Origin of the sequence: Actinomycetospora rhizophila (genome assembly GCF_042657905.1) — a bacterium.
In the GTDB taxonomy this organism is placed as follows: Bacteria; Actinomycetota; Actinomycetes; order Mycobacteriales; family Pseudonocardiaceae; genus Actinomycetospora; species Actinomycetospora rhizophila.
The window spans coordinates 67885-85087 of the sequence record NZ_JBHSKG010000008.1; the positions used below are offsets into that span (position 1 = coordinate 67885).

Here is a 17203-nt window from a genome sequence, read left to right on the forward strand (position 1 = left end):
TCAGCTCGCGACCGGGCGCCACCACTCACCGGGCGCCGGCTGGCCTCCGCCCGGCGGCGACACGGTGAGCAGATCGTCGCGGTGACGACCGGGCAGGACGACATAGTCGATCGAACCGGGCTCGCTCACCAGCGCGAGCACCCGCCAGAGCGCCCGGGCGTACGCGTCGGCCCGGGCGGCGTCGTCCCACTCGTAGAGCCCGCGGTACACGCCGTTGTCGTCGGCGGCGAGCCACCACTTCGCGACGAACCCGGGGAACCCGGCGAAGAGGGGGGTGTTGAGCAGGCTCTCGGCCCGGAACAGGGCGTGTCCCCGGCCCCGGACCCACCGCAGACGGAAGCGCACCACGAGGGCGCAGGGGCGGGCGGCGACCGCGCCGGCGACGATCGTCTCGCGATAGATCGTGGAGACGCTGCCGTCGCCGAACCGCACGGTCACGCCCACCCGTGTGCGCGGGCAGCGCAGGCGACCCCGGACCAGGAGACGCAGCGAGACGATCACGCAGCGCGCGACCGCGAGCGCGGCCTCGCCGCGGGGCAGCGGCGCCGTGGCCGCCGTCCGCTCCTCGATCGGCGCCATGCGTGGCCTCCCCGCTGCTCCCGGACCCGCTGATGCGAGCGATCCCCGGACGATCGCGGGGAGACCGCCGACGCGCGAGGGCCGCTCGACCCGCGATCCGGGGACTTCGGTCCGCCGGGGCGCCGTGTCCGGTGCACGAGGGGCCGCGCTGAGGGCCACCAGCTCGCGATGGAGCACCTCGGCGAAGTCGTCGCCCTCCGGGAAGTGATCGGGATCGACGACCGCGGTGATGGCCAGGACGCCGGCGTAACTCAGGGCGTCCACGTAGACGGTGAGGTTGCTGTCGTCCCCGGCCGAGACGGGGAAGGCGCCGGTGATCGCGACGCCTCCGAGAGCGACCGAAGATCGAGGCCCGCGCACATGGCTCACCAGGGTGTGCAGCCGGCGCTGGCGGCGCATGTAGAGGCGGAAGCCCCCGAGCGCCGCGAGGGGACGGAAGAGCCCACCGAGCAGGGCGATCGGCGGGGGACCGACGGCGCCCGCCCGCCCGGCACGGACCCGGGCGGCCACGGCGGCCAACCTTTCGTCCCGCCCGACATCAGTGGGCACCGGGACGAGGAGGGGACTGACCAGGTTCCCGAGCTCCCGGCGCTGCGCCCCGCCCCGCCCCGAGACCGGCACGGTGATCACGATCCGGTCGAGGACCTCACCGCGGCGTTCCAGCACCTGCTGCAGCGCGGCGGCGACCGCGGCGAGCAGGGCGTCGTTGACGGTGGCGCCACGGGGGTGAACCGCATCGCGCAGGGCGGCGAGCTCGTGGTGCAGGACGAGGAGCCGCCGTCGTGGGCCGGTCGGGGCGAGCAGCGAGCAGGGCGGTGCCGGAGTCGGGCGGAGCCCGCCGCCGGCGGTCAGTGACGCCCGCAGCAGGCGGGTGGTGACCCGCAGATCCCGCAGGGCCCGCCACCGGCGCCGGGCCGCGTCGTACGCGAGAACGCGAGCGCGCGGTGGCCTCGCGGGGAAACCAGGAGTCGGAGCGCCCCTGCCCGGGTCGACCAGGTCGGTGAGCACGGCGAGCCCGCCGACGCCGTCCGCGAGGGCGTGGTGCAGCACGACCACGATCGCCGTCCCACCCTCCACCAGTCCGGTCACCAGGACCGCAGCCCACAGTGGGGCGTCGCGGGGAAGCCGTCGGGTCACGATGCACCACGCCAGCTCCGCCAGGGCGGCGTCGTCACCGGGGTCCCGGCACGTCGTGTGGAGCACGTGACGCCGGATGTCGAAGTCCGGATCGTCGACCCAGATCGGCCCGCCGCAGCCCCATGGCGTGCGCACGAGCCGGCGGCGCAGGCGTGGCACCGCGGGGACCCGCGTGGCGAGCAGGTGCCGGAGCCAGTCCAGGTCGACCGACCGGTGCGGGGCGAGCCGCAGCACGACGCCGAACTGCTCGGGGAAGCGGCCACCGTCCATGGCGAGGAACGCGCGGTCGCTCGCGCTCGCGCGGTCCGGCGGCGCGCTCGTGCCGCTCACTGGGCGCCGACCCCGGGCGCGGCGCTCGGCGCCGTGCTGCGCGTGGGCACCGCGCGACGCTCGGCCCGCAGCAGCAGGAGCATGGGCACGATCAGCACCAGGACCCAGACGAGCTCCATCCACCCGAACAGCCAGAGCAGGAGGTAGAACGCGATCACGCCGGCGTAGCCGATCTGCGTGGCGCGCCCGCCACTGATCGCGAGGACGCCGACGACGGCCTCGAACAGCGCCAGCAGCCCGATGAACACGACGGCGTCGGGCACGACGACCAGCTGCCACGTGGTGGTGACCCACGGGAAGAACGCCGGGTCGGCGAAGCCGGAGTACGTCGCGCCGGACACGAGGTTGATCACGTGCAGCAGCGCCCCGCCGACGATGAACAGCACCCCCACCGCCCCGCGGCCGACGACGAGGGCGGTCCTGCTGCGGTGCGCCAGCGCGGCCGCCACGACGGTGGCGACCCCGCACACGATCCACAGCCCGATGAACAGCGGGTTGTTCTCCATGGCGTTCTCCTCACGCGGTCGTCGACGTCGTCCCCGGGCGAGGGCACCGCACGGGGGCGGCGCGAGCCAGGGACGAACGTCCGCGCCGGCGGTGCCTGCTCGGACCTCTCGCGGCAGGGACCACGGACCGACGGACCCTCGGGCACGGCCCCTTCGGTCCCTTCCGGTCCGGCGTGCCCGCGCGGATGGTGCGCATCGCACCGGCCCACGGGGGACCGAGGAGGCCGACGATGAGGGTCCTGGTCGGGTACGCCTCGGCGCACGGGTCGACCCGCGAGATCGCCGAGCACGTCGGCGCCCGCCTCGCGCGCCACGGACTCGAGACCGAGGTGGCGGCGCTCGGCCGCGTCGTGGGGACGGCGGAGTTCGACGCCTACGTCCTCGGCAGCGCCGTCCACGACCAGCGCTGGCTGCCGGAGGCGCGCGCGTTCGTCGACGAGCACGCGCCCGACCTGGCCGCGAAACCGGTGTGGCTCTTCAGTGTCGGCATGCCCGACGCGTTGCGGTGGCCGCTGCCCGGGCTCGCCCGCGTGCTCCAGCCCCCGGCCCTCGTGGCGGAGCTCGCGGGCCGGGTCTCGATCCGCGACCACGTCGTCGTCAGCGGCGTCGTCCGCAGCGAGCACCTGCCGCTGCTCGGGCGCGTGGCGATGCTCCTCCTGACCCGGGGCGCCGGCGACTATCGGGACTGGCCCCGCATCGACGCCTGGGCGGACGGCGTGGCGCGGGTGCTCACGGCCCTGCCGCGACCTCGCGGCCGACCGTGAGACGGAGGCGGTGGTGGTCGTGTCGACGGACGGGTCGCCCGATGACGGGGTGGCCCCACGCGTCCTGGTCGCATACGACCGCACCATCCGCGAGTCCCTCGAGCGGGCGCTGGAGCTCGAGGGCCACGACGTCGTCACCGTGGTCGACGGGGTCGCGGCGTTGACCACCGTCCATGCGACGCCTCCAGGCCGCGACGTGGCTGGCCCGCCGTGTCGGGCGCGCCGGTCTCGTCGTCGCGGCCGACGGCACGATCACCGCGTCGCCCCCGCGGTACCGCGACCGGTCGGTCCCGCGTGAGCACCACGACGACCACCCGCGGCGGCGTCAACGGGAGCCCTTCTCCGCCACGCGGGGGCGGGCGAACCAGCGGGCGACGAAGCCCGCGACGACCGCCCCGGCGGTCGCCGTCGCCAGTCCGGCGGGCGTCGGGGTCGTGGTGCGCAGCAGGCTCATCAGCGGGCCGACCGTGACCGCGGCGAGCTGGGCCAGCACGGCGCCGGCCACCGCGATGAGGAGCCAGTCGGGGCCGGGCGACCGGACGGCGCGGGGTGCGCGCCGCGACCGCAGGCCGATGGCCGCGCCCAGCTGCCCGAGGCCGAGGGTCAGGAAGGCGGCGCTGCGCGGGTCGGGCCCGCCGACGAGGAGCAGGGCGGCCACGGTGAGGGCCGCGACCGTGGTCCCGACGACGAGGACCGCGAGCCAGAGACCGCCGGCGAGCACGGACGAGCCGGGCCGACGGGGCGGCGCCGCCATGGCGCCCGGCTCCGACGGCTCGGTGCCGAAGGCGACGCCGGGTAGACCGTGGGTCAGCAGATTGATCCAGAGGATCTGCGCCGGGAGCAGGGGGAGCGCGACCCCGATCGCGGGGCCCGCGAGCATCACGAGGACCTCGGCGAGGCCGCCCGCCAGCGCGTAGGCGAGGAAGCGGCGCACGTTTGAGTGGATGCGCCGACCCTCCTCGACCGCCGCCACGACGGTGTTCAGGTCGTCGTCGGCGAGCACGAGGTCGGCGGCTTGACGGGCGACCTCGGTGCCGCGCCTGCCCATCGCCACCCCGATGTCGGCCCGCCGCAGGGCCGGCCCGTCGTTCACCCCGTCACCGGTCATCGCGACGACCTCGCCCCGCGCCTGCCAGCCCGCGACGAGCTCGAGCTTGCGCTCGGGTCGGCAGCGCGCCACGACGTCGACCTCGAGCAGGTGGTCCCGGCGGTCGGCGTCCTCGTCGACCGCCGCGACCCGGACGGGCTCGCCCGGCCCCGCCAGCCCGACCTGCTCGGCGACGGTCGCCGCGGTCGCGGGATGGTCGCCGGTCAGCACCACCGGCCGGATGCCCGCCCGGCGGCAGCCGTCGAGGGCGCCCCGGGCGGCTGCGCGGGGGAGGTCCTGCAGGGCGACGACGCCCACCGGGTCGAGCTCCTGCTCGGCCTCCGCCGCCGTCGGGTCGCTGCGGCGGTGGCCGGTCGCCACGACGAGGACGCGCAGGCCCCGGCCGGCCGCGTCCTCGGCCCAGGCCCGTGCGCGGTCGGCGCGAGTCGACTCGTCCGGCGGGGGCAGGACGGTCTCCGGGGCGCCCTTGCCGACGACGAGGACGCCCCCCTCGCCGTCGTCGTGCCAGGTCGTCATCCGCCGGCGGACGGCGTCGAACGGCAGCGCCCCACGACGCGGATGCCGGCGCCGGACCCCGGCGACGTCGACCCCGCGGTCGCGCGCCCAGTCGACCAGCGCGGTCTCCAGGGGATCGGTGCCCGGCGAGGCTGCGTCACCTGCGGGCTCGGCCGGCGCGTCGTTGCAGAGCACGGTGGCGCCCACGAGCGCGTCGAGGTCGCCGTCGCGCTCCGTCCACACCTCGGCGACCCGCAGCCGACCCTCGGTCAGGGTGCCGGTCTTGTCGGTGGCGAGCAGCGTGACCGCGCCGAGGGTCTCGACGGCCGGCAGGCTGCGGGCCACCGCGTTCCGCGCGGCCATCCGCCGCGCCCCGAGGGCCAGCCCGAGGGTGACGACGACCGGGAGGGACTCGGGCACGGCGGCCACGGCGAGGCTCATCGCGGCCACGAGCATGAGCAGGGGATCCTCGCCGCGGAGCAGGCCCAGCACGAACACCACGGCACACAGCGCGGCGGTGACCAGCGCGAGGCGCCGCCCGAGGACGGCGAGCAGGCGCTGCAACGGGGTGCGCCGGGTGCGGGTGCGCACCAGCCCTTCGGCGATGCGCCCCATCGCCGACGACGGACCGGTCGCCCCGACGACGACCTCGCCGCGCCCCCGCGTGACGACGCTGCCGGACAGGACCGCGGTGCCCGGGCGGTGGGCCTCGACGGGGAGGGACTCCCCGGTGATCGCGGCCTCGTCGAGCTGCAGCGACTCGCCCCACACCACGGTGCCGTCGGCGGCGAGGACGTCGCCGGCCCCGACCACGAGGACGTCGCCCGGCACGACCTCGCGGGCGGGCACGGTGCGCACCCTCCCGTCGCGGCGCACCCGGGCGCGGGCGGCGCCGAGCCGGTCGAGGGCCTCCACCGAGCGGTCGGCGCGGATCTCCTGGATCACCCCGACCGTGGTGTTGCCGAGCACGACGAGCAGCACGACCGCGGTGTCGGCGTGGTCGCCGATGGTGGTGGTGACGGCCGCGACGACCAGGAGGACGAGGACCAGCGGGTCCCGGAGCTGCGCGGCCACCCGTCGCAGGACCGATCGCCGGGCCGGGCGCGGGAGCTCGTTCGGTCCCTCCCGCAGCAGGCGTGCGGCGGCCTCGACGTCGCCGAGTCCCGACGCGGGCGCGGTCGTGGTCACGAGGCCCGAGGGTTCGCGGCCGGCGTCCCGGTCGGCAGGGCCGGAGGTCACTGCGCGGACCGACCTCGGGTCCCTGGTGCGGGGCGACCGTCCGCTCGACCGTGCTCGGGTGACCGCGGACGGAGGTCGTCGGGACGGGGACGGCTCGCCTCAGCACAGATCGTTGCTGCGCGCGTGGATCCTCGTCGTCGCCCTGGCCGAGCTGGTCGGGTTCGCCCTCCCGGCCGTGGTCGGTGTGCTGACCGCCGCCTCCTCGACGGCGGTGGCGCTGGCCGCGCTCGTCGTGGCGGGCGCGGTGGAGGGGACGGTGCTGGGAGCGGGGCAGGTCGCCGTGCTGCGCCGCGCCCTGCCCGCGGTGTCGGTGTCCCGCTGGGTCGGCGCGACCGCCGGTGCCGCCGCGCTGGCCTATCTCCTCGCGCTCCTGCCGTCCGCGGCGGCGTCCGTGGTCGCGGGCTGGCCGGTGCCGGTCGTGGTGGGTGTGGGTGCCGTGCTCGGGGTCCTGGTGCTGCTGGTGATCGGTGCTGCGCAGTGGCTGGAGCTGCGCCGCCACGTCGTCGGTGCCGCGACCTGGATCGGGGTCACCGCGCTGGCGTGGCTGCTCGGGCTGGGCGTGTTCCTCGCCGCCGCCACTCCGCTCTGGCACCCGGGGCAGCCGCTGGTCGTGGCCGTGGTGATCGGCCTCGGGGCCGGCGCCCTCATGGCGGTGGCGATGGCGGCGGTCACCGGGGTCGGGCTCGTCCGGCTGCTCGCCCGGGCCGGTCGGGACGCCGGGACCGTCGGGGTGCCGTTCGGCCCTGGGGGCGACGGGATGCCACCCCGAGAGTCGTCGGGGTCACCGCTGCGGGAGGGGGAGCGCTCATGAGGACGTCCACGGTCGAGGAGCATTGCCCGACCGTCGTGGTGGGGGTCGACGGCTCACCCGGATCGCGCGCGGCCCTGGTCGACGCCATGCGCTCGGCCGCCCGTCGCGGGGCCCGCCTCGTGGTGGTCGCGGTGTACGTGCCGCCCGAGTGGCGCCTGCCGGCCCTGCCGACACCGCTGCCCAGCCGCGCCGAGATCGAGGGATCGCTGCGGGAAGCCGTCTGCGAGATGGTCACCGACGTCGCCTACGAACTGGGCGGCGAGCACGTCGCGCGACCCGAGATCGAGGTCGCCGTCGAGCCGGGTGACGCCGCCGAGGTCCTGGTCGCCGCGGCCCGTGACGCCGACGAGCTCGTCGTCGGCCACCGCGGACGCGGAGCGGTGGCCAGCGCGCTGCTCGGCTCAGTGGGGTGGGGCTGCGTCCTGCACGCCCCCTGCCCGGTGCGGGTGGTGGCCGACTGTCACCCGGCATCCGCGCCGCCGGGTCCCTGATCACCCGGGACGTTCGGCCCTGCCCGATCGCAGCGCGAGGACCGATGCTGGTCGGTGTGGCACCGGTCCGGTCCACGCCCGGTCCGAGGCTGCAGGGGGTGCGCCGTGATCTCGGTGTTCCTGGTGGATGACCACGAGGTGGTGCGGGAGGGGGTCGCGGCGCTGCTGGACGCGCAGGACGATCTCGAGGTGGTGGGGGGCGCAGGGTCGGTGGCCGAGGCGTTGGCGCGCGTGCCGGCGGTGCGGCCGCGGGTGGCGGTGCTCGACGTGCGCCTGCCGGACGGGACGGGGATCGAGCTGTGCCGGGAGCTGCGGTCCCGGATGCCGGAGCTCGCGTGCCTGATGCTGACCTCGTTCACCGACGAGCAGGCGATGTTCGACGCGGTGCTCGCGGGGGCCTCCGGATACGTGATCAAGGACGTGCGGGGCAACGACATCGTCAACGCGGTGCGCGAGGTCGGTTCCGGGGGCTCGTTGCTCGACGGCCGCGCCGCGTCGGCGTTGATGTCACGGCTGCGGACGCGGGCCGAGACGCCGGACCCGCTCGCCGAGCTCACGGCCAAGGAGCGAGAAGTGCTCGGCTACATCGGGGAGGGGCTGACCAATCGGGAGATCGGTGAGCGGATGTTCCTGGCCGAGAAGACCGTGAAGAACTACGTGTCGGCGCTGCTGGCGAAGCTGGGGATGCAGCGCCGGGTCCAGGCCGCGGTGCTGGCCAACAAGGTCAGGACCGAGGAGGGCTCGGGCTGACCGGGAATCGGGACCGAGGCCCCTCCTGACCGGGACCGTCAGCCTCTGCCCGCACGGTCCGCGACGGGGCAGCGTCGCCTCACCAACCCCACGCGAAGGGAGCAGGTCGAGATGACGACCGTCATGGAACGACGCAGGACCGGCTGGGACGTGGTCCTGGGCATCCTGCTGCTGCTGGCCGGGTTGGTCGTGCTGGCCAACGCGGTGGTCGCGACCTTCCTGTCCGTCCTGCTCCTCGGATGGTTCGCGATCGGTGCCGGCCTGGTCACCCTCGTCGGCGCGTTCGTCCGCCGCGAGTCCGGCGTCTCGTGGTCGGCGGCTCTCGGGGGCGCGGTGCTCATCGTGCTGGGCGTGATCGTCGTCCGCGACCCCTTCGCGGGCGCGGCCGGCCTGACGCTCCTGGCGGGCGCGCTGTTCCTGGCCGTCGGGCTGACGCGGCTCTTCGCGGCCTCGCAGATGCCGTCGGCCCGGGTGGTCCTGGTCATCAGCGGGATCCTGTCGATCCTGCTGGGCCTCGTCGTGCTGTTCAACCTCTCGATCGCCGTGCCGTCCTTGCTGGGGCTGCTGCTGGGCATCCAGATCGTGATCGAGGGCGCGACGATCCTCGTCGCGGGGCGGATGCGGCCGAGTCCGGTCACGACGACGCCGTGATCGCCGGGGCCGGGCTCGTCAAGGGCGCAGACGCCCCATCTCCCGCTGGATCCGGTCCTCGGTCACCGGGTCCGGGCGGTAGACGTCCCAGGCGTTCGCGGCGAGCCCGACGCCCCACCCCAGGATGGGGAAGACCGGCCAGAAGAACGTCGTCGTGCCGATGACCGCCCACATGACCACGAGCATCGTGTTCACGAGCAGGTAGACCAGCACGTGGGTGCGGAAGTCGGCGCGCTTGCGCAGGCGGGTGACGGCGCGCGTGCGCAGCTCGTCCTCGGGCGACGTCGGTCCCTCGTCGGCGGTGGGTTCGGTGCGTGCCTGGTCGTCGGTGCTCATGGGGACCTCCTCTCGGGTCGTCGGGGACGGTCCGGCGCGACCGGGGAACGGGGAAGGGCCACCTGGAGCCGGTGCCGGCGCCGAACGCCCCGGCCAGACGGGACCCTCGACCCTGACCGCGCGCGGGAGATCCGGCCGACCCTGGCTCCGCGGCCACGAATCGAGGAGGACACGATGCTCGCGACGGTCCCGGACATGCCCGCAGGCATCACGGCGATCGAGGCGGTCGGCACGATCACCGCGGAGGACTACGCGGAGATCGTCGGGCCCCTGCTCGAGGACGCCCACGACCAGGGCCGACGGCTGCGCATCCTGCTGCACCTCGGACCGCGGTACGAGGGCTTCACCGCCGGCGCGGTGTGGGAGAAGGCCGGGATCTGGATGCGCCACCCGGGCCTGTGGCACGGGGTCGCAGCCTACGCCCTGGTCAGCGACATCCGGTGGGTCGTCGACCTCGTGCACCTGGCCGGGGTGCTCGTGCCCTTCCCGATGCGCGTGTTCGGCGACGACTCGTTCGACGAGGCCGTCGCCTGGCTGGAGTCGCTGCCCGAGGACCCGGGGGAGGGAACGGCGTCCGCCATGGGCGGGAGCCGCTCGGCCCCCGGGACGTGAGCCGTAGGGCCCTGGTCCGGGTCGCGTCCCGGCCCGACGCTGCGGACCCGATGCGCGGATCGGAGGAGGATGCGGCATGCGTGCACAGGTGGGGAACTGGTTGATCGTCGAGGGGCTGACCGACGCGTCGTCCCGGCGACAGGGGCAGATCGTCGTGGTCGACCACGCCGACGGCAGCCCGCCGTACTGGGTCCACTGGCTGGACGACGACCACAGCAGCCTGGTGTTCCCGGGCCCGGACGCCCGGATCGAGGCGCACCCCGTGCACCACGGCGGCCCGGGCGCAGCGGGGCCGGAGGAGGTGTCCCCGTGACCGCGGTGCTGCGCACGCCGCGGGCCGTGCTCGTCGACCTGCTCGTCGCGGTGCTCGTCGTCGAGTGCGTGGCCGTCCTGGTGCGGGGTGCGGGCCTGCTCGTCACCGACGCGCGGGGCGTGGCGGGACTCGGGCTCGGCCTCGGGCTGGCGGCCGCGCTCGCGAGCGTGTCCCTCGTCCCGCTCGGCACCCCGACCCTCGTCATCGCGGGCGGCCTCACCTTCGTGGTGGGGGTCGCGGCGCTGATCTGGGGGCCGGTCGCGACGCTCGGGCCCGTGCTGGCAGCGGTGTTCGTCGCCGGCGTCGTCGTCTGCTGGCTCCTGACGGTCGTGGCCCTGCGGGCGGACCGGGCCCGCCACGACGCCGGGAAGGTCCGCTCCTGAGGCGGGCCACGGGGGCCCGGCGCGGTTCGCGACCGTCGACCCGCCCATCGGGGCCGGACGGCCCGGGCGACCGGGAGCGCCGCGCCGCCACGCTGCGCTGGAGGACGTGACCCGAGGAGACGGAGGGATGGCGTGATGGACGAGGGACCCGAGGGGAGCCCGGTGGGCGCGTCGACGGGCGACGGTGCCGCGCCCGGCCGCCCGGTGGTGGTCGGTGCGGACGGCTCGGAGTCGGCGCTGCGCGCCGTGCGCTGGGCGGCTCGCGCCGCGCGATCCGCGGGCCGGGGCCTGCTCGTGGTGTCCGCCTACGGTGGCGTCGACCCGAGCCTGGTCGCGGACGCCGCGATCTGGCGCCGGTACCAGCAGGAGCTGCTCGACCAGGCCCGGGTGCTGGCCGGGCGGGCCGTGGAGACCGCCGAGGCCGAGGCGCCGTCGCTGGAGGTCGTCCACGAGCTCGTGGACGGGCCGGCTGCGCCGGCGCTGCTGGAGCGGGCGGGGGACGGGTTGCTCGTGGTCGGCGAGCAGGGCGCGGGCGGCCTGGGCGGGGCGCTCCTCGGCTCGGTCGCCTCGACGGTGGCCGCGCACGCCGAGGGCCCGGTCGTCGTGGTGCGCGGCGAGGTCGCCACCGGGCCCGACGCCCCGGTGGTCGTCGGCGTCGACGGCTCGCCCGCCAGCGCGGCGGCGATCGACTTCGCCGCGACGGTCGCCGACACCGAGGGCTGCCCGCTGGTCGCGGTGCACACGTGGTTCGACCCGCTGGTCGACGCGGTGCCCGAGGCGTTCGTCGACCTCGACGCGATCACCGGCGACGAGCGCCGCGTGCTCTCCGAGCAGCTCGCGGGACGGTCCGCGATCCATCCCGACCTCGACGTGTCGATGGTGGTGACCCGCTCCCGCGCCGTGCGGGAGCTGCTCGAGCGGGCGCGGGGTGCGCGCCTGCTGGTGGTGGGGACGCGGGGCCGCGGGGGCTTCGCCGGGCTACTGCTGGGCTCGGTGAGCCGCGGGCTGGTGCACCGCGCCCCGTGCCCCGTCGCCGTCGTGCCCCCGCCCGGTGCGAGGGCCCGCGCGCACACGGGTGCTCGTGCCCACGCCGCGGCGCCCTGACGGGACACGGAGGCCGATCGTGAGGCATGGTGTGGTGGTCGTCGGGGTCGGGCTCGAACCCGACGAGCGCGCGGTGCGCTGGGCCGCGGCCGAGGCGCGCGACGGTGAGTTCGACCTGCGTCTGGTGCACGCGCTGGTCCTTCCGATCGGCCACCACCCCGGCTGGGGCCTGGCCGTCGTCCCCGCGCTGCGGGGCCGCGCCCGCGACGCGCTGCACGCCGCGGCGACGATCGCGCGGGAGGTCGCGCCGGACCTGGCGATCGAGACCCGGGTGGTCCGGGGCGGGCCCGTGCCGGTGCTGCGGCAGCAGGCGCGCGAGGCGGAGCTGGTCGTCGTCGGCAGTGACGGCCTCGGGCGCGTGGGTGACCGGCTGCTCGGGGGCGTGGTCCGCGGGCTGGCCGGGCACATCGACGTCCCCCTGGCCGTCGTGCCCGTCGACTACGACCCCCTCGCGCCGCACGGCGACCACGCCCCGGTCGTGGTCGGCGACGACGGCACCGCGGGCTGCGAGGGCGCGTGGCGCTACGCCGCCGACCACGCACACCGCCGCGGTGCGCCGGTGGTGGCGGTCCGGGTCACCGGCGGTGACCACGTCGACCGCGCACTGGGCGACCGGGCGCGCGGGGCGGAGCTCCTCGTCCTCGGCGTCGACGACGCGTGGTTCCACCACCGCGCGACGCCCGGGGTGGTGCGGCACGCCGCGTGTCCCGTGGTGGTCGTGCCGCCGATCCCGCTGGCCGGCGCCGGCACCGCGCGGACGGCCGCCCGGCACGAACCGTGAGCGGGCCCGGGGTCCTCCAGCAAGGCCGCGTCCGGGGGCTCGTCGGTCCGGCGTTCAGAGCGCCCGCTTCAGGACCTTCCCGTTGGCCCCGACCGGCAGCTCGTCGCGGAACTCGACCGACCGCGGATACTGGTAGGACGAGAGGCGCTCGCGGACGTAGTCGATGAGCTCCTGCTCGTCGGCGCTCGCGCCGGGGTGCAGCGCGACGACGGCGTGCACCTCCTGGCCGAGCCGTGGGTCGGGTACCCCGATCACGGCGGCGTCGCGGACCGCGGGGTGGGTGTACAGCACCTCCTCGACCTCGTGGGGGTGGATGTTGTACCCGCCGCGGATGATCAGTTCCGAGGTCCGCCCGACGACGAAGACGTAGCCGTCCTGGTCGATGTAGCCCCGGTCGCCCGTGCGGAGCCACCCGTCGACCAGGGTGGCGGCGGTGGCCTCGGGGTTCCCGCGGTACCCCCGCATCACGTTGACCCCCCGCACCACCAGCTCGCCGACGTGGTCGATGCCGTCGGGCAGGCGGCGCCCGTCGGTGTCGCGCACCTGGACGTCGACGCCGTAGAGGGGCTTGCCGACGCTGTACACGCGACGGTCCTCGGCGCTCGAGTTGACGGTGGCGCTCGAGGCGGTCTCGGAGAGCCCGTAGCCCTCCAGCACGACGATGCCGAATGCACGCTCGGCCGCGTCGAGCACGCCGGCCGGCAGGTGGTCGCCCCCCGAGATGCCCACGCGGAGCCGCCGCAGATCGCGTTTCGTTCGGTCGGGGTGCTCCAGCAACGAGACGTACATCGTCGGGACGCCCTCGAAGACGGTGACCTCGTCGCGTTCCATCACCTCGAGCACGCGGCCCGCCTCGAAGCGGGGCACCAGCGACATCGTGGCCCCGAAGCGTGTGCAGACGTCGAGCTGGCCGGACAGGGCGAAGACTCCGGACAGCGGCAGCGCCACCAGCACGACGTCGTCCTCGCGGATGCCGAGCACGCGCCCCGGCGTGTCGGCGTTCATGAACAGCTGAAAGTGGGTGAGCTCGGCGCCCCTGGGGCGGCCCGTGGTGCCCGCGGTGTAGACGACGGCGGCCACGTCGCCGGGATCGCGGGGCACGAGGACACCGTCGCGATCGATCGGCGGGTGCGCGAGCAGCTCGTCAAACGGCCGACCCGGCCCGTCGCCCAGCACGAACACCGCATCGAGCCCGACCTCCGCGGCGGCCGCGGCGGCCTCGTCGGCGCACCCGGTCCAGGTCAGCAGCGTGCGCGCACCCGAGTCGGCCAGCACAGCGGCGATCTCCCGGTCCGCGATCAGCACGTTCATCGGCACCGCGACGAGCCCGGCCTTGAGGATCCCGAACCAGGCGATCGGGAACTCGGGCACGTTCGGCAGCTGGAGCGCCACGGTGTCGCCGGGGCCCAACCCGTGGAGGCGCAGGCCCTCGGCCAACCGGTCTGCGGCCGCGTCCAGCTCCGCCCAGCTCATGCGGCGCTCGTCGGCGATGATCGCCGTGCGGTGCGGGTGGCGCCGTGCGGATTCCCGCAGCAGGACGGCCAGGTTCAGCGACATGTTCTCCTCCGCTCGCCGATCAGCACCAGCCTCGGACCGCGACGGGCCCGCGACCAGGACCGAAAGGCCCGGGCCGGCCACCCGCGAGACCCGTCACCGGGGCCATCGGCCCCCCGGCCCGCGCCGACCGTCCCTGGCCGCGCCTACCGCGCCACCGCAGGCTCGACGACGTGCCGGATGCCTGGACGGTGGTGTGGGAGGGGTTCGACCCCGACGACGAGGGCCGTCGCGAGGCGCTGTCCACCCTCGGCAACGGACGGTTCGCCACCCGAGGAGCAGCGCCGGAAGCGGTCGCCGACGGCGTGCACTACCCGGGCACCTACGCCGCGGGCTGCTACGACCGGCTGCGTGACGAGATCGAGGGCGTCACGGTCGAGAACGAGAGCATGGTCAACCTCCCGGACTGGCTCGACCTCCGTGTCGTGCTGGACGACGAGGTCGAGCTCTGCGCCGAGACGGCCGTCGAGCACCGCGTCGAGCTCGACCTGCGACGGGGCCTGCTGGTCCGAGTCCTGCGCTTCGTCGATCCGGGCGGGCGGCGGACGACGGTGCGTCAGCGCCGGGTCGTCCACATGGCCCACTCCGCCCTGGCCGGGCTGCACACGGTGGTGACCGCCGAGAACTGGTCGGGGCGGATCCGCATCGAGGCCGGGATCGACGGGCGGGTGGCGAACACGGGGGTGGCCCGGTACCGCGACCTGGGAGCCCGGCACCTCGAGACGCTCGAGACGAGCCGGCCCGGTCCGGACACGGTCCTGCTGACCGCCCGGTGCCGTCGATCGCGGATCCTGGTCTCCGAGGCCGTGCGGGTCCGCGTCGCGGGCGCGGACGGCTCCCCGCGCCTGTGCGAGACCCCCGACCGGGTGCGCCTGGTCGTCGACCGCGAGCTACGGGCCGGGGAGCCCGTCGCCGTCGAGAAGATCGCCGCGCTCGTGACCTCGCGCGACCCGGCGATCGCCGATCCCGCGACCACCGCCACGGCGGCCGTCGACGAGGCGCCGACCTTCGACGCGCTCCTCGAGACCCACGAGCTCGCCTGGGAGCACCTGTGGCGACGGTTCCGGTGCGACCTCAGCGACGGCCCCCCGGCCAGGACCGCCGAGACGATGCGCAGTGTGCGGCTCAACCTGTTCCACGTGCTGCAGACGCTGTCGCCGCACGACCTCGAGCTGGACGCGGGGATCCCCGCGCGCGGGCTGCACGGCGAGGCCTACCGCGGGCACGTCTTCTGGGACGAGCTCTTCGTCTTCCCGTTGCTGACCGTCCGGTCGCCCGGGCTCGCCCGGGCGCTGCTGCGCTACCGGACCCGGCGGCTCGACGCCGCCCGCCGCGCCGCACGCGAGGCCGGCCACACCGGCGCGATGTACCCGTGGCAGTCCGGCAGCGACGGCCGCGAGGAGAGCCAGCGCCTGCACCTCAACCCGCGTTCGGGACGATGGACGCCCGACACCAGTGCGCTCCAGCGCCACGTGGGGCTGGCCGTCGCCTACAACATCTGGCAGTACTACCAGGCCACCGCCGACCTCGAGTTCCTCGCCGACCACGGCGCCGAGGCGGTCCTCGAGATCGCCCGGTTCTTCGCCGGGGTGACGACCTACGACCCCTCGCGGGACCGCTACCGCATCCGGGGCGTGATGGGCCCCGACGAGTACAGCACCCGCTACCCGGGCTCCGAGACGCCGGGCGTGGACGACAACGCCTACACCAACGTCATGGCCGTGTGGGTGCTCGCGCGGGCGCAGGACGTGCTCGCCGTGCTGCCGGGCACGCGGCGCGACGAGCTGGTCGAGAGCCTCGGGATCACCGCCGCCGAGCTCGTGCGCTGGCGCGACATCGGTCGCCGGATGTACGTGCCGATCGCGCCGGACGGCATCATCAGCCAGTTCGAGGGCTACCGGGACCTCCCGGAGCTGGACTGGGACGGCTACCGCCGCCGCTACGGCGACATCCGGCGGCTCGACCGGATCCTCGAGTCGGAGGGCCGGTCTGTCGACGAGGTCCAGGCCTCGAAGCAGGCCGACGTCCTCATGCTGTTCTTCGTCTTCTCCGCCGACGAGCTGCGTCTGCTGCTCGCCGACCTCGGCTACGCGCTCCCGCCCGAGACGATCCCGCGGACGATCGAGTACTACCGGGCGCGCACCACCCACGGGTCCACGCTCAGCGCGCTCGTGCACGCCTGGGTGCTCGCCCGGGCGCATCGCGCCCGCGCCCTCGAGCTCTTCGAGCAGGTGCTGCAGAGCGACATCGCCGATGTGCAGGGCGGGACGACCGCCGAGGGCATCCACCTCGGGGCGATGGCGGGCTGCGTCGACCTCCTGCAGCGCTGCTTCGCCGGTCTGGAGACCCGGCACGACGCGCTGTGGTTCAACCCGCACTGGCCACGCCGGTTCGGGCGCCTGGAGTTCTCGCTGCAGTACCGGGGGCGCTCGCTCGCGGTGGTCGTGTCCGGCCGCGATGTCCAGGTGGCGGTGGCGCCGGGCCCGGGTGGGCCGGTGCGGGTCGGGTGCGGTGACGAGGTGCGCTCGCTGCAGCCGGGGGAGTCGACGCGGTTCACCGCGGTCGGAGTCCTCGAGGACGAGGAACCGGGCGTCGGCGAGCCGGTGCCGTGAGCGCGGTCCGTCAGGACCGTCGTCAGGCCCCGTCGTCGACCGGCGGGACGACGGTGACCGGGCAGGGGGCCGCGGCCAGGCAGTGCAGCCCGACCGAACCCAGCACCAGGCTGCCCACCGCCCCGCGTCCGCGGTGGCCGACGACCAGCCGGTCGGCGCCGTGCGCGGCGCGGACCAGGACCTGCGCGGGGTGACCGGGAACCGCGCGGACGTCGATGCGCGCCGGGGTGCGCAGCCGGCCGCGCAGCTCCACGAGGACGTCGTCGACCATGTCCTGCGCCGCTCGCCGCGCGGCCCCGAGGACGCGGTCGGGACCGGGCAGGGGCACGGCGGGCCACGCACCGGTGCCCCAGGCCCCGAGCTCGGCCTCCGTGAGCGGTGCGGTGATGACCTCGAGGCTGTCCCCGTGGCGATCGGCGGCGAGGAGCGCCTCCCGCAGCGCGGCGCGCGACCCCGGTGAGCCGTCGACGCCGACGACCACGCGGCCGTGCTCGCGACGTGTCCCTCTGGTGTCCTGCTGGGGCTCGGCGGATGTGGCCACGGTGGTGCTCCTCTGGACGGGGTGCGCACGGGGGGCGCCGAACTGACGGCGCACCCACGACGATCCGCGCTCCGCGCCGCGGCGATCAGGGCCGGAGGTCCCTCTG

The 17203-nt window shown here is 75.6% G+C and carries 17 protein-coding genes; 11 read left to right on the top strand and 6 right to left on the bottom strand.

The window, feature by feature from the left end; genetic code table 11:
* Together ACFPK1_RS16355 and ACFPK1_RS16360 are read right to left on the bottom strand one after the other, a co-directional pair.
* A complete protein-coding gene (locus tag ACFPK1_RS16355) occupies positions 1-2046 on the bottom strand; it encodes a wax ester/triacylglycerol synthase domain-containing protein (RefSeq protein WP_378021996.1) in 2046 nt (681 codons plus the stop codon).
* The gene (locus ACFPK1_RS16360; protein WP_378021997.1) at positions 2043-2552 is read right to left on the bottom strand and encodes a hypothetical protein; all 510 of its coding nucleotides are present in this window, start codon (positions 2550-2552) and stop codon (positions 2043-2045) included. The genes ACFPK1_RS16355 and ACFPK1_RS16360 overlap by 4 nt, the downstream gene beginning before the upstream one ends.
* A 230-nt stretch (positions 2553-2782) precedes the next feature.
* On the opposite strand from ACFPK1_RS16360, the gene ACFPK1_RS16365 reads away from it, so the two are divergent.
* A complete protein-coding gene (locus tag ACFPK1_RS16365) occupies positions 2783-3316 on the top strand; it encodes a flavodoxin domain-containing protein (RefSeq protein ID WP_378021998.1) in 534 nt (177 codons plus the stop codon).
* 325 nt (positions 3317-3641) lie between these two features.
* Here the strand turns inward: ACFPK1_RS16365 and ACFPK1_RS16370 are convergent, their stop codons facing one another.
* The gene (locus ACFPK1_RS16370; protein ID WP_378021999.1) at positions 3642-6107 is read right to left on the bottom strand and encodes a cation-translocating P-type ATPase; all 2466 of its coding nucleotides are present in this window, start codon (positions 6105-6107) and stop codon (positions 3642-3644) included.
* Between the two features lie 163 nt (positions 6108-6270).
* Between ACFPK1_RS16370 and ACFPK1_RS16375 the strand changes: the two genes are divergently transcribed.
* The 4 genes from ACFPK1_RS16375 to ACFPK1_RS16390 all read left to right on the top strand — a co-directional run bounded on the left by ACFPK1_RS16375 (position 6271) and on the right by ACFPK1_RS16390 (position 8861).
* Positions 6271-6969, top strand: coding sequence for a hypothetical protein (locus ACFPK1_RS16375; protein ID WP_378022000.1), 699 nt, complete (start codon positions 6271-6273; stop codon positions 6967-6969).
* Positions 6966-7460, top strand: coding sequence for a universal stress protein (locus tag ACFPK1_RS16380; RefSeq protein WP_378022001.1), 495 nt, complete (start codon positions 6966-6968; stop codon positions 7458-7460). Before ACFPK1_RS16375 ends, ACFPK1_RS16380 begins: the two co-directional genes overlap by 4 nt.
* Positions 7461-7565: 105 nt before the next feature.
* Positions 7566-8210 (top strand): response regulator transcription factor, encoded by a 645-nt coding sequence (locus tag ACFPK1_RS16385; protein ID WP_378022002.1) that lies wholly within the window; start codon positions 7566-7568, stop codon positions 8208-8210.
* 111 nt (positions 8211-8321) lie between these two features.
* Positions 8322-8861 (top strand): DUF308 domain-containing protein, encoded by a 540-nt coding sequence (locus ACFPK1_RS16390; protein ID WP_378022003.1) that lies wholly within the window; start codon positions 8322-8324, stop codon positions 8859-8861.
* An 18-nt stretch (positions 8862-8879) separates the two neighbouring features.
* On the opposite strand, the gene ACFPK1_RS16395 is transcribed toward ACFPK1_RS16390, so the two are convergent.
* Entirely contained in the window at positions 8880-9197 is a 318-nt protein-coding gene (locus tag ACFPK1_RS16395; RefSeq protein ID WP_378022004.1) for a 2TM domain-containing protein, read from the bottom strand.
* Positions 9198-9371: 174 nt separating this feature from the next.
* Here ACFPK1_RS16395 and ACFPK1_RS16400 point away from each other — a divergent pair, with 174 nt between their 5' ends.
* From ACFPK1_RS16400 to ACFPK1_RS16420, 5 genes are all read left to right on the top strand, one after another.
* Entirely contained in the window at positions 9372-9809 is a 438-nt protein-coding gene (locus ACFPK1_RS16400) for a SpoIIAA family protein (protein WP_378022005.1), read from the top strand.
* Between the two features lie 76 nt (positions 9810-9885).
* Positions 9886-10122 (top strand): DUF1918 domain-containing protein, encoded by a 237-nt coding sequence (locus ACFPK1_RS16405; RefSeq protein WP_378022006.1) that lies wholly within the window; start codon positions 9886-9888, stop codon positions 10120-10122.
* The gene (locus tag ACFPK1_RS16410; protein WP_378022007.1) at positions 10119-10505 is read left to right on the top strand and encodes a hypothetical protein; all 387 of its coding nucleotides are present in this window, start codon (positions 10119-10121) and stop codon (positions 10503-10505) included. Before ACFPK1_RS16405 ends, ACFPK1_RS16410 begins: the two co-directional genes overlap by 4 nt.
* A 135-nt stretch (positions 10506-10640) precedes the next feature.
* Positions 10641-11609, top strand: coding sequence for a universal stress protein (locus ACFPK1_RS16415; protein WP_378022008.1), 969 nt, complete (start codon positions 10641-10643; stop codon positions 11607-11609).
* 19 nt (positions 11610-11628) lie between these two features.
* Positions 11629-12390 carry a universal stress protein gene (locus ACFPK1_RS16420; RefSeq protein ID WP_378022009.1) on the top strand — a complete coding sequence of 254 codons (762 nt, stop codon included), beginning with the start codon at positions 11629-11631 and terminating at the stop codon, positions 12388-12390.
* A 54-nt stretch (positions 12391-12444) separates the two neighbouring features.
* On the opposite strand, the gene ACFPK1_RS16425 is transcribed toward ACFPK1_RS16420, so the two are convergent.
* A complete protein-coding gene (locus ACFPK1_RS16425) occupies positions 12445-13947 on the bottom strand; it encodes a long-chain-fatty-acid--CoA ligase (protein ID WP_378022010.1) in 1503 nt (500 codons plus the stop codon).
* A 170-nt stretch (positions 13948-14117) separates the two neighbouring features.
* On the opposite strand from ACFPK1_RS16425, the gene ACFPK1_RS16430 reads away from it, so the two are divergent.
* Positions 14118-16556 (top strand): glycoside hydrolase family 65 protein, encoded by a 2439-nt coding sequence (locus ACFPK1_RS16430; protein WP_378022011.1) that lies wholly within the window; start codon positions 14118-14120, stop codon positions 16554-16556.
* Positions 16557-16578: 22 nt separating this feature from the next.
* On the opposite strand, the gene ACFPK1_RS16435 is transcribed toward ACFPK1_RS16430, so the two are convergent.
* Positions 16579-17097 (bottom strand): universal stress protein, encoded by a 519-nt coding sequence (locus ACFPK1_RS16435; RefSeq protein ID WP_378022012.1) that lies wholly within the window; start codon positions 17095-17097, stop codon positions 16579-16581.
* Positions 17098-17203: the final 106 nt, after the last annotated feature.

What these genes read in the sequence shown, in the direction of transcription:
- ACFPK1_RS16380 (WP_378022001.1), top strand. Translation starts at nt 6,966, where the DNA reads ATGAGGACGTCCACGGTCGAGGAGCATTGCCCGACCGTCGTGGTGGGG.
- ACFPK1_RS16395 (WP_378022004.1), bottom strand. Translation starts at nt 9,197, where the DNA reads ATGAGCACCGACGACCAGGCACGCACCGAACCCACCGCCGACGAGGGA.
- ACFPK1_RS16390 (WP_378022003.1), top strand. Translation starts at nt 8,322, where the DNA reads ATGACGACCGTCATGGAACGACGCAGGACCGGCTGGGACGTGGTCCTG.
- ACFPK1_RS16405 (WP_378022006.1), top strand. Translation starts at nt 9,886, where the DNA reads ATGCGTGCACAGGTGGGGAACTGGTTGATCGTCGAGGGGCTGACCGAC.
- ACFPK1_RS16400 (WP_378022005.1), top strand. Translation starts at nt 9,372, where the DNA reads ATGCTCGCGACGGTCCCGGACATGCCCGCAGGCATCACGGCGATCGAG.
- ACFPK1_RS16360 (WP_378021997.1), bottom strand. Translation starts at nt 2,552, where the DNA reads ATGGAGAACAACCCGCTGTTCATCGGGCTGTGGATCGTGTGCGGGGTC.
- ACFPK1_RS16415 (WP_378022008.1), top strand. Translation starts at nt 10,641, where the DNA reads ATGGACGAGGGACCCGAGGGGAGCCCGGTGGGCGCGTCGACGGGCGAC.
- ACFPK1_RS16425 (WP_378022010.1), bottom strand. Translation starts at nt 13,947, where the DNA reads ATGTCGCTGAACCTGGCCGTCCTGCTGCGGGAATCCGCACGGCGCCAC.
- ACFPK1_RS16365 (WP_378021998.1), top strand. Translation starts at nt 2,783, where the DNA reads ATGAGGGTCCTGGTCGGGTACGCCTCGGCGCACGGGTCGACCCGCGAG.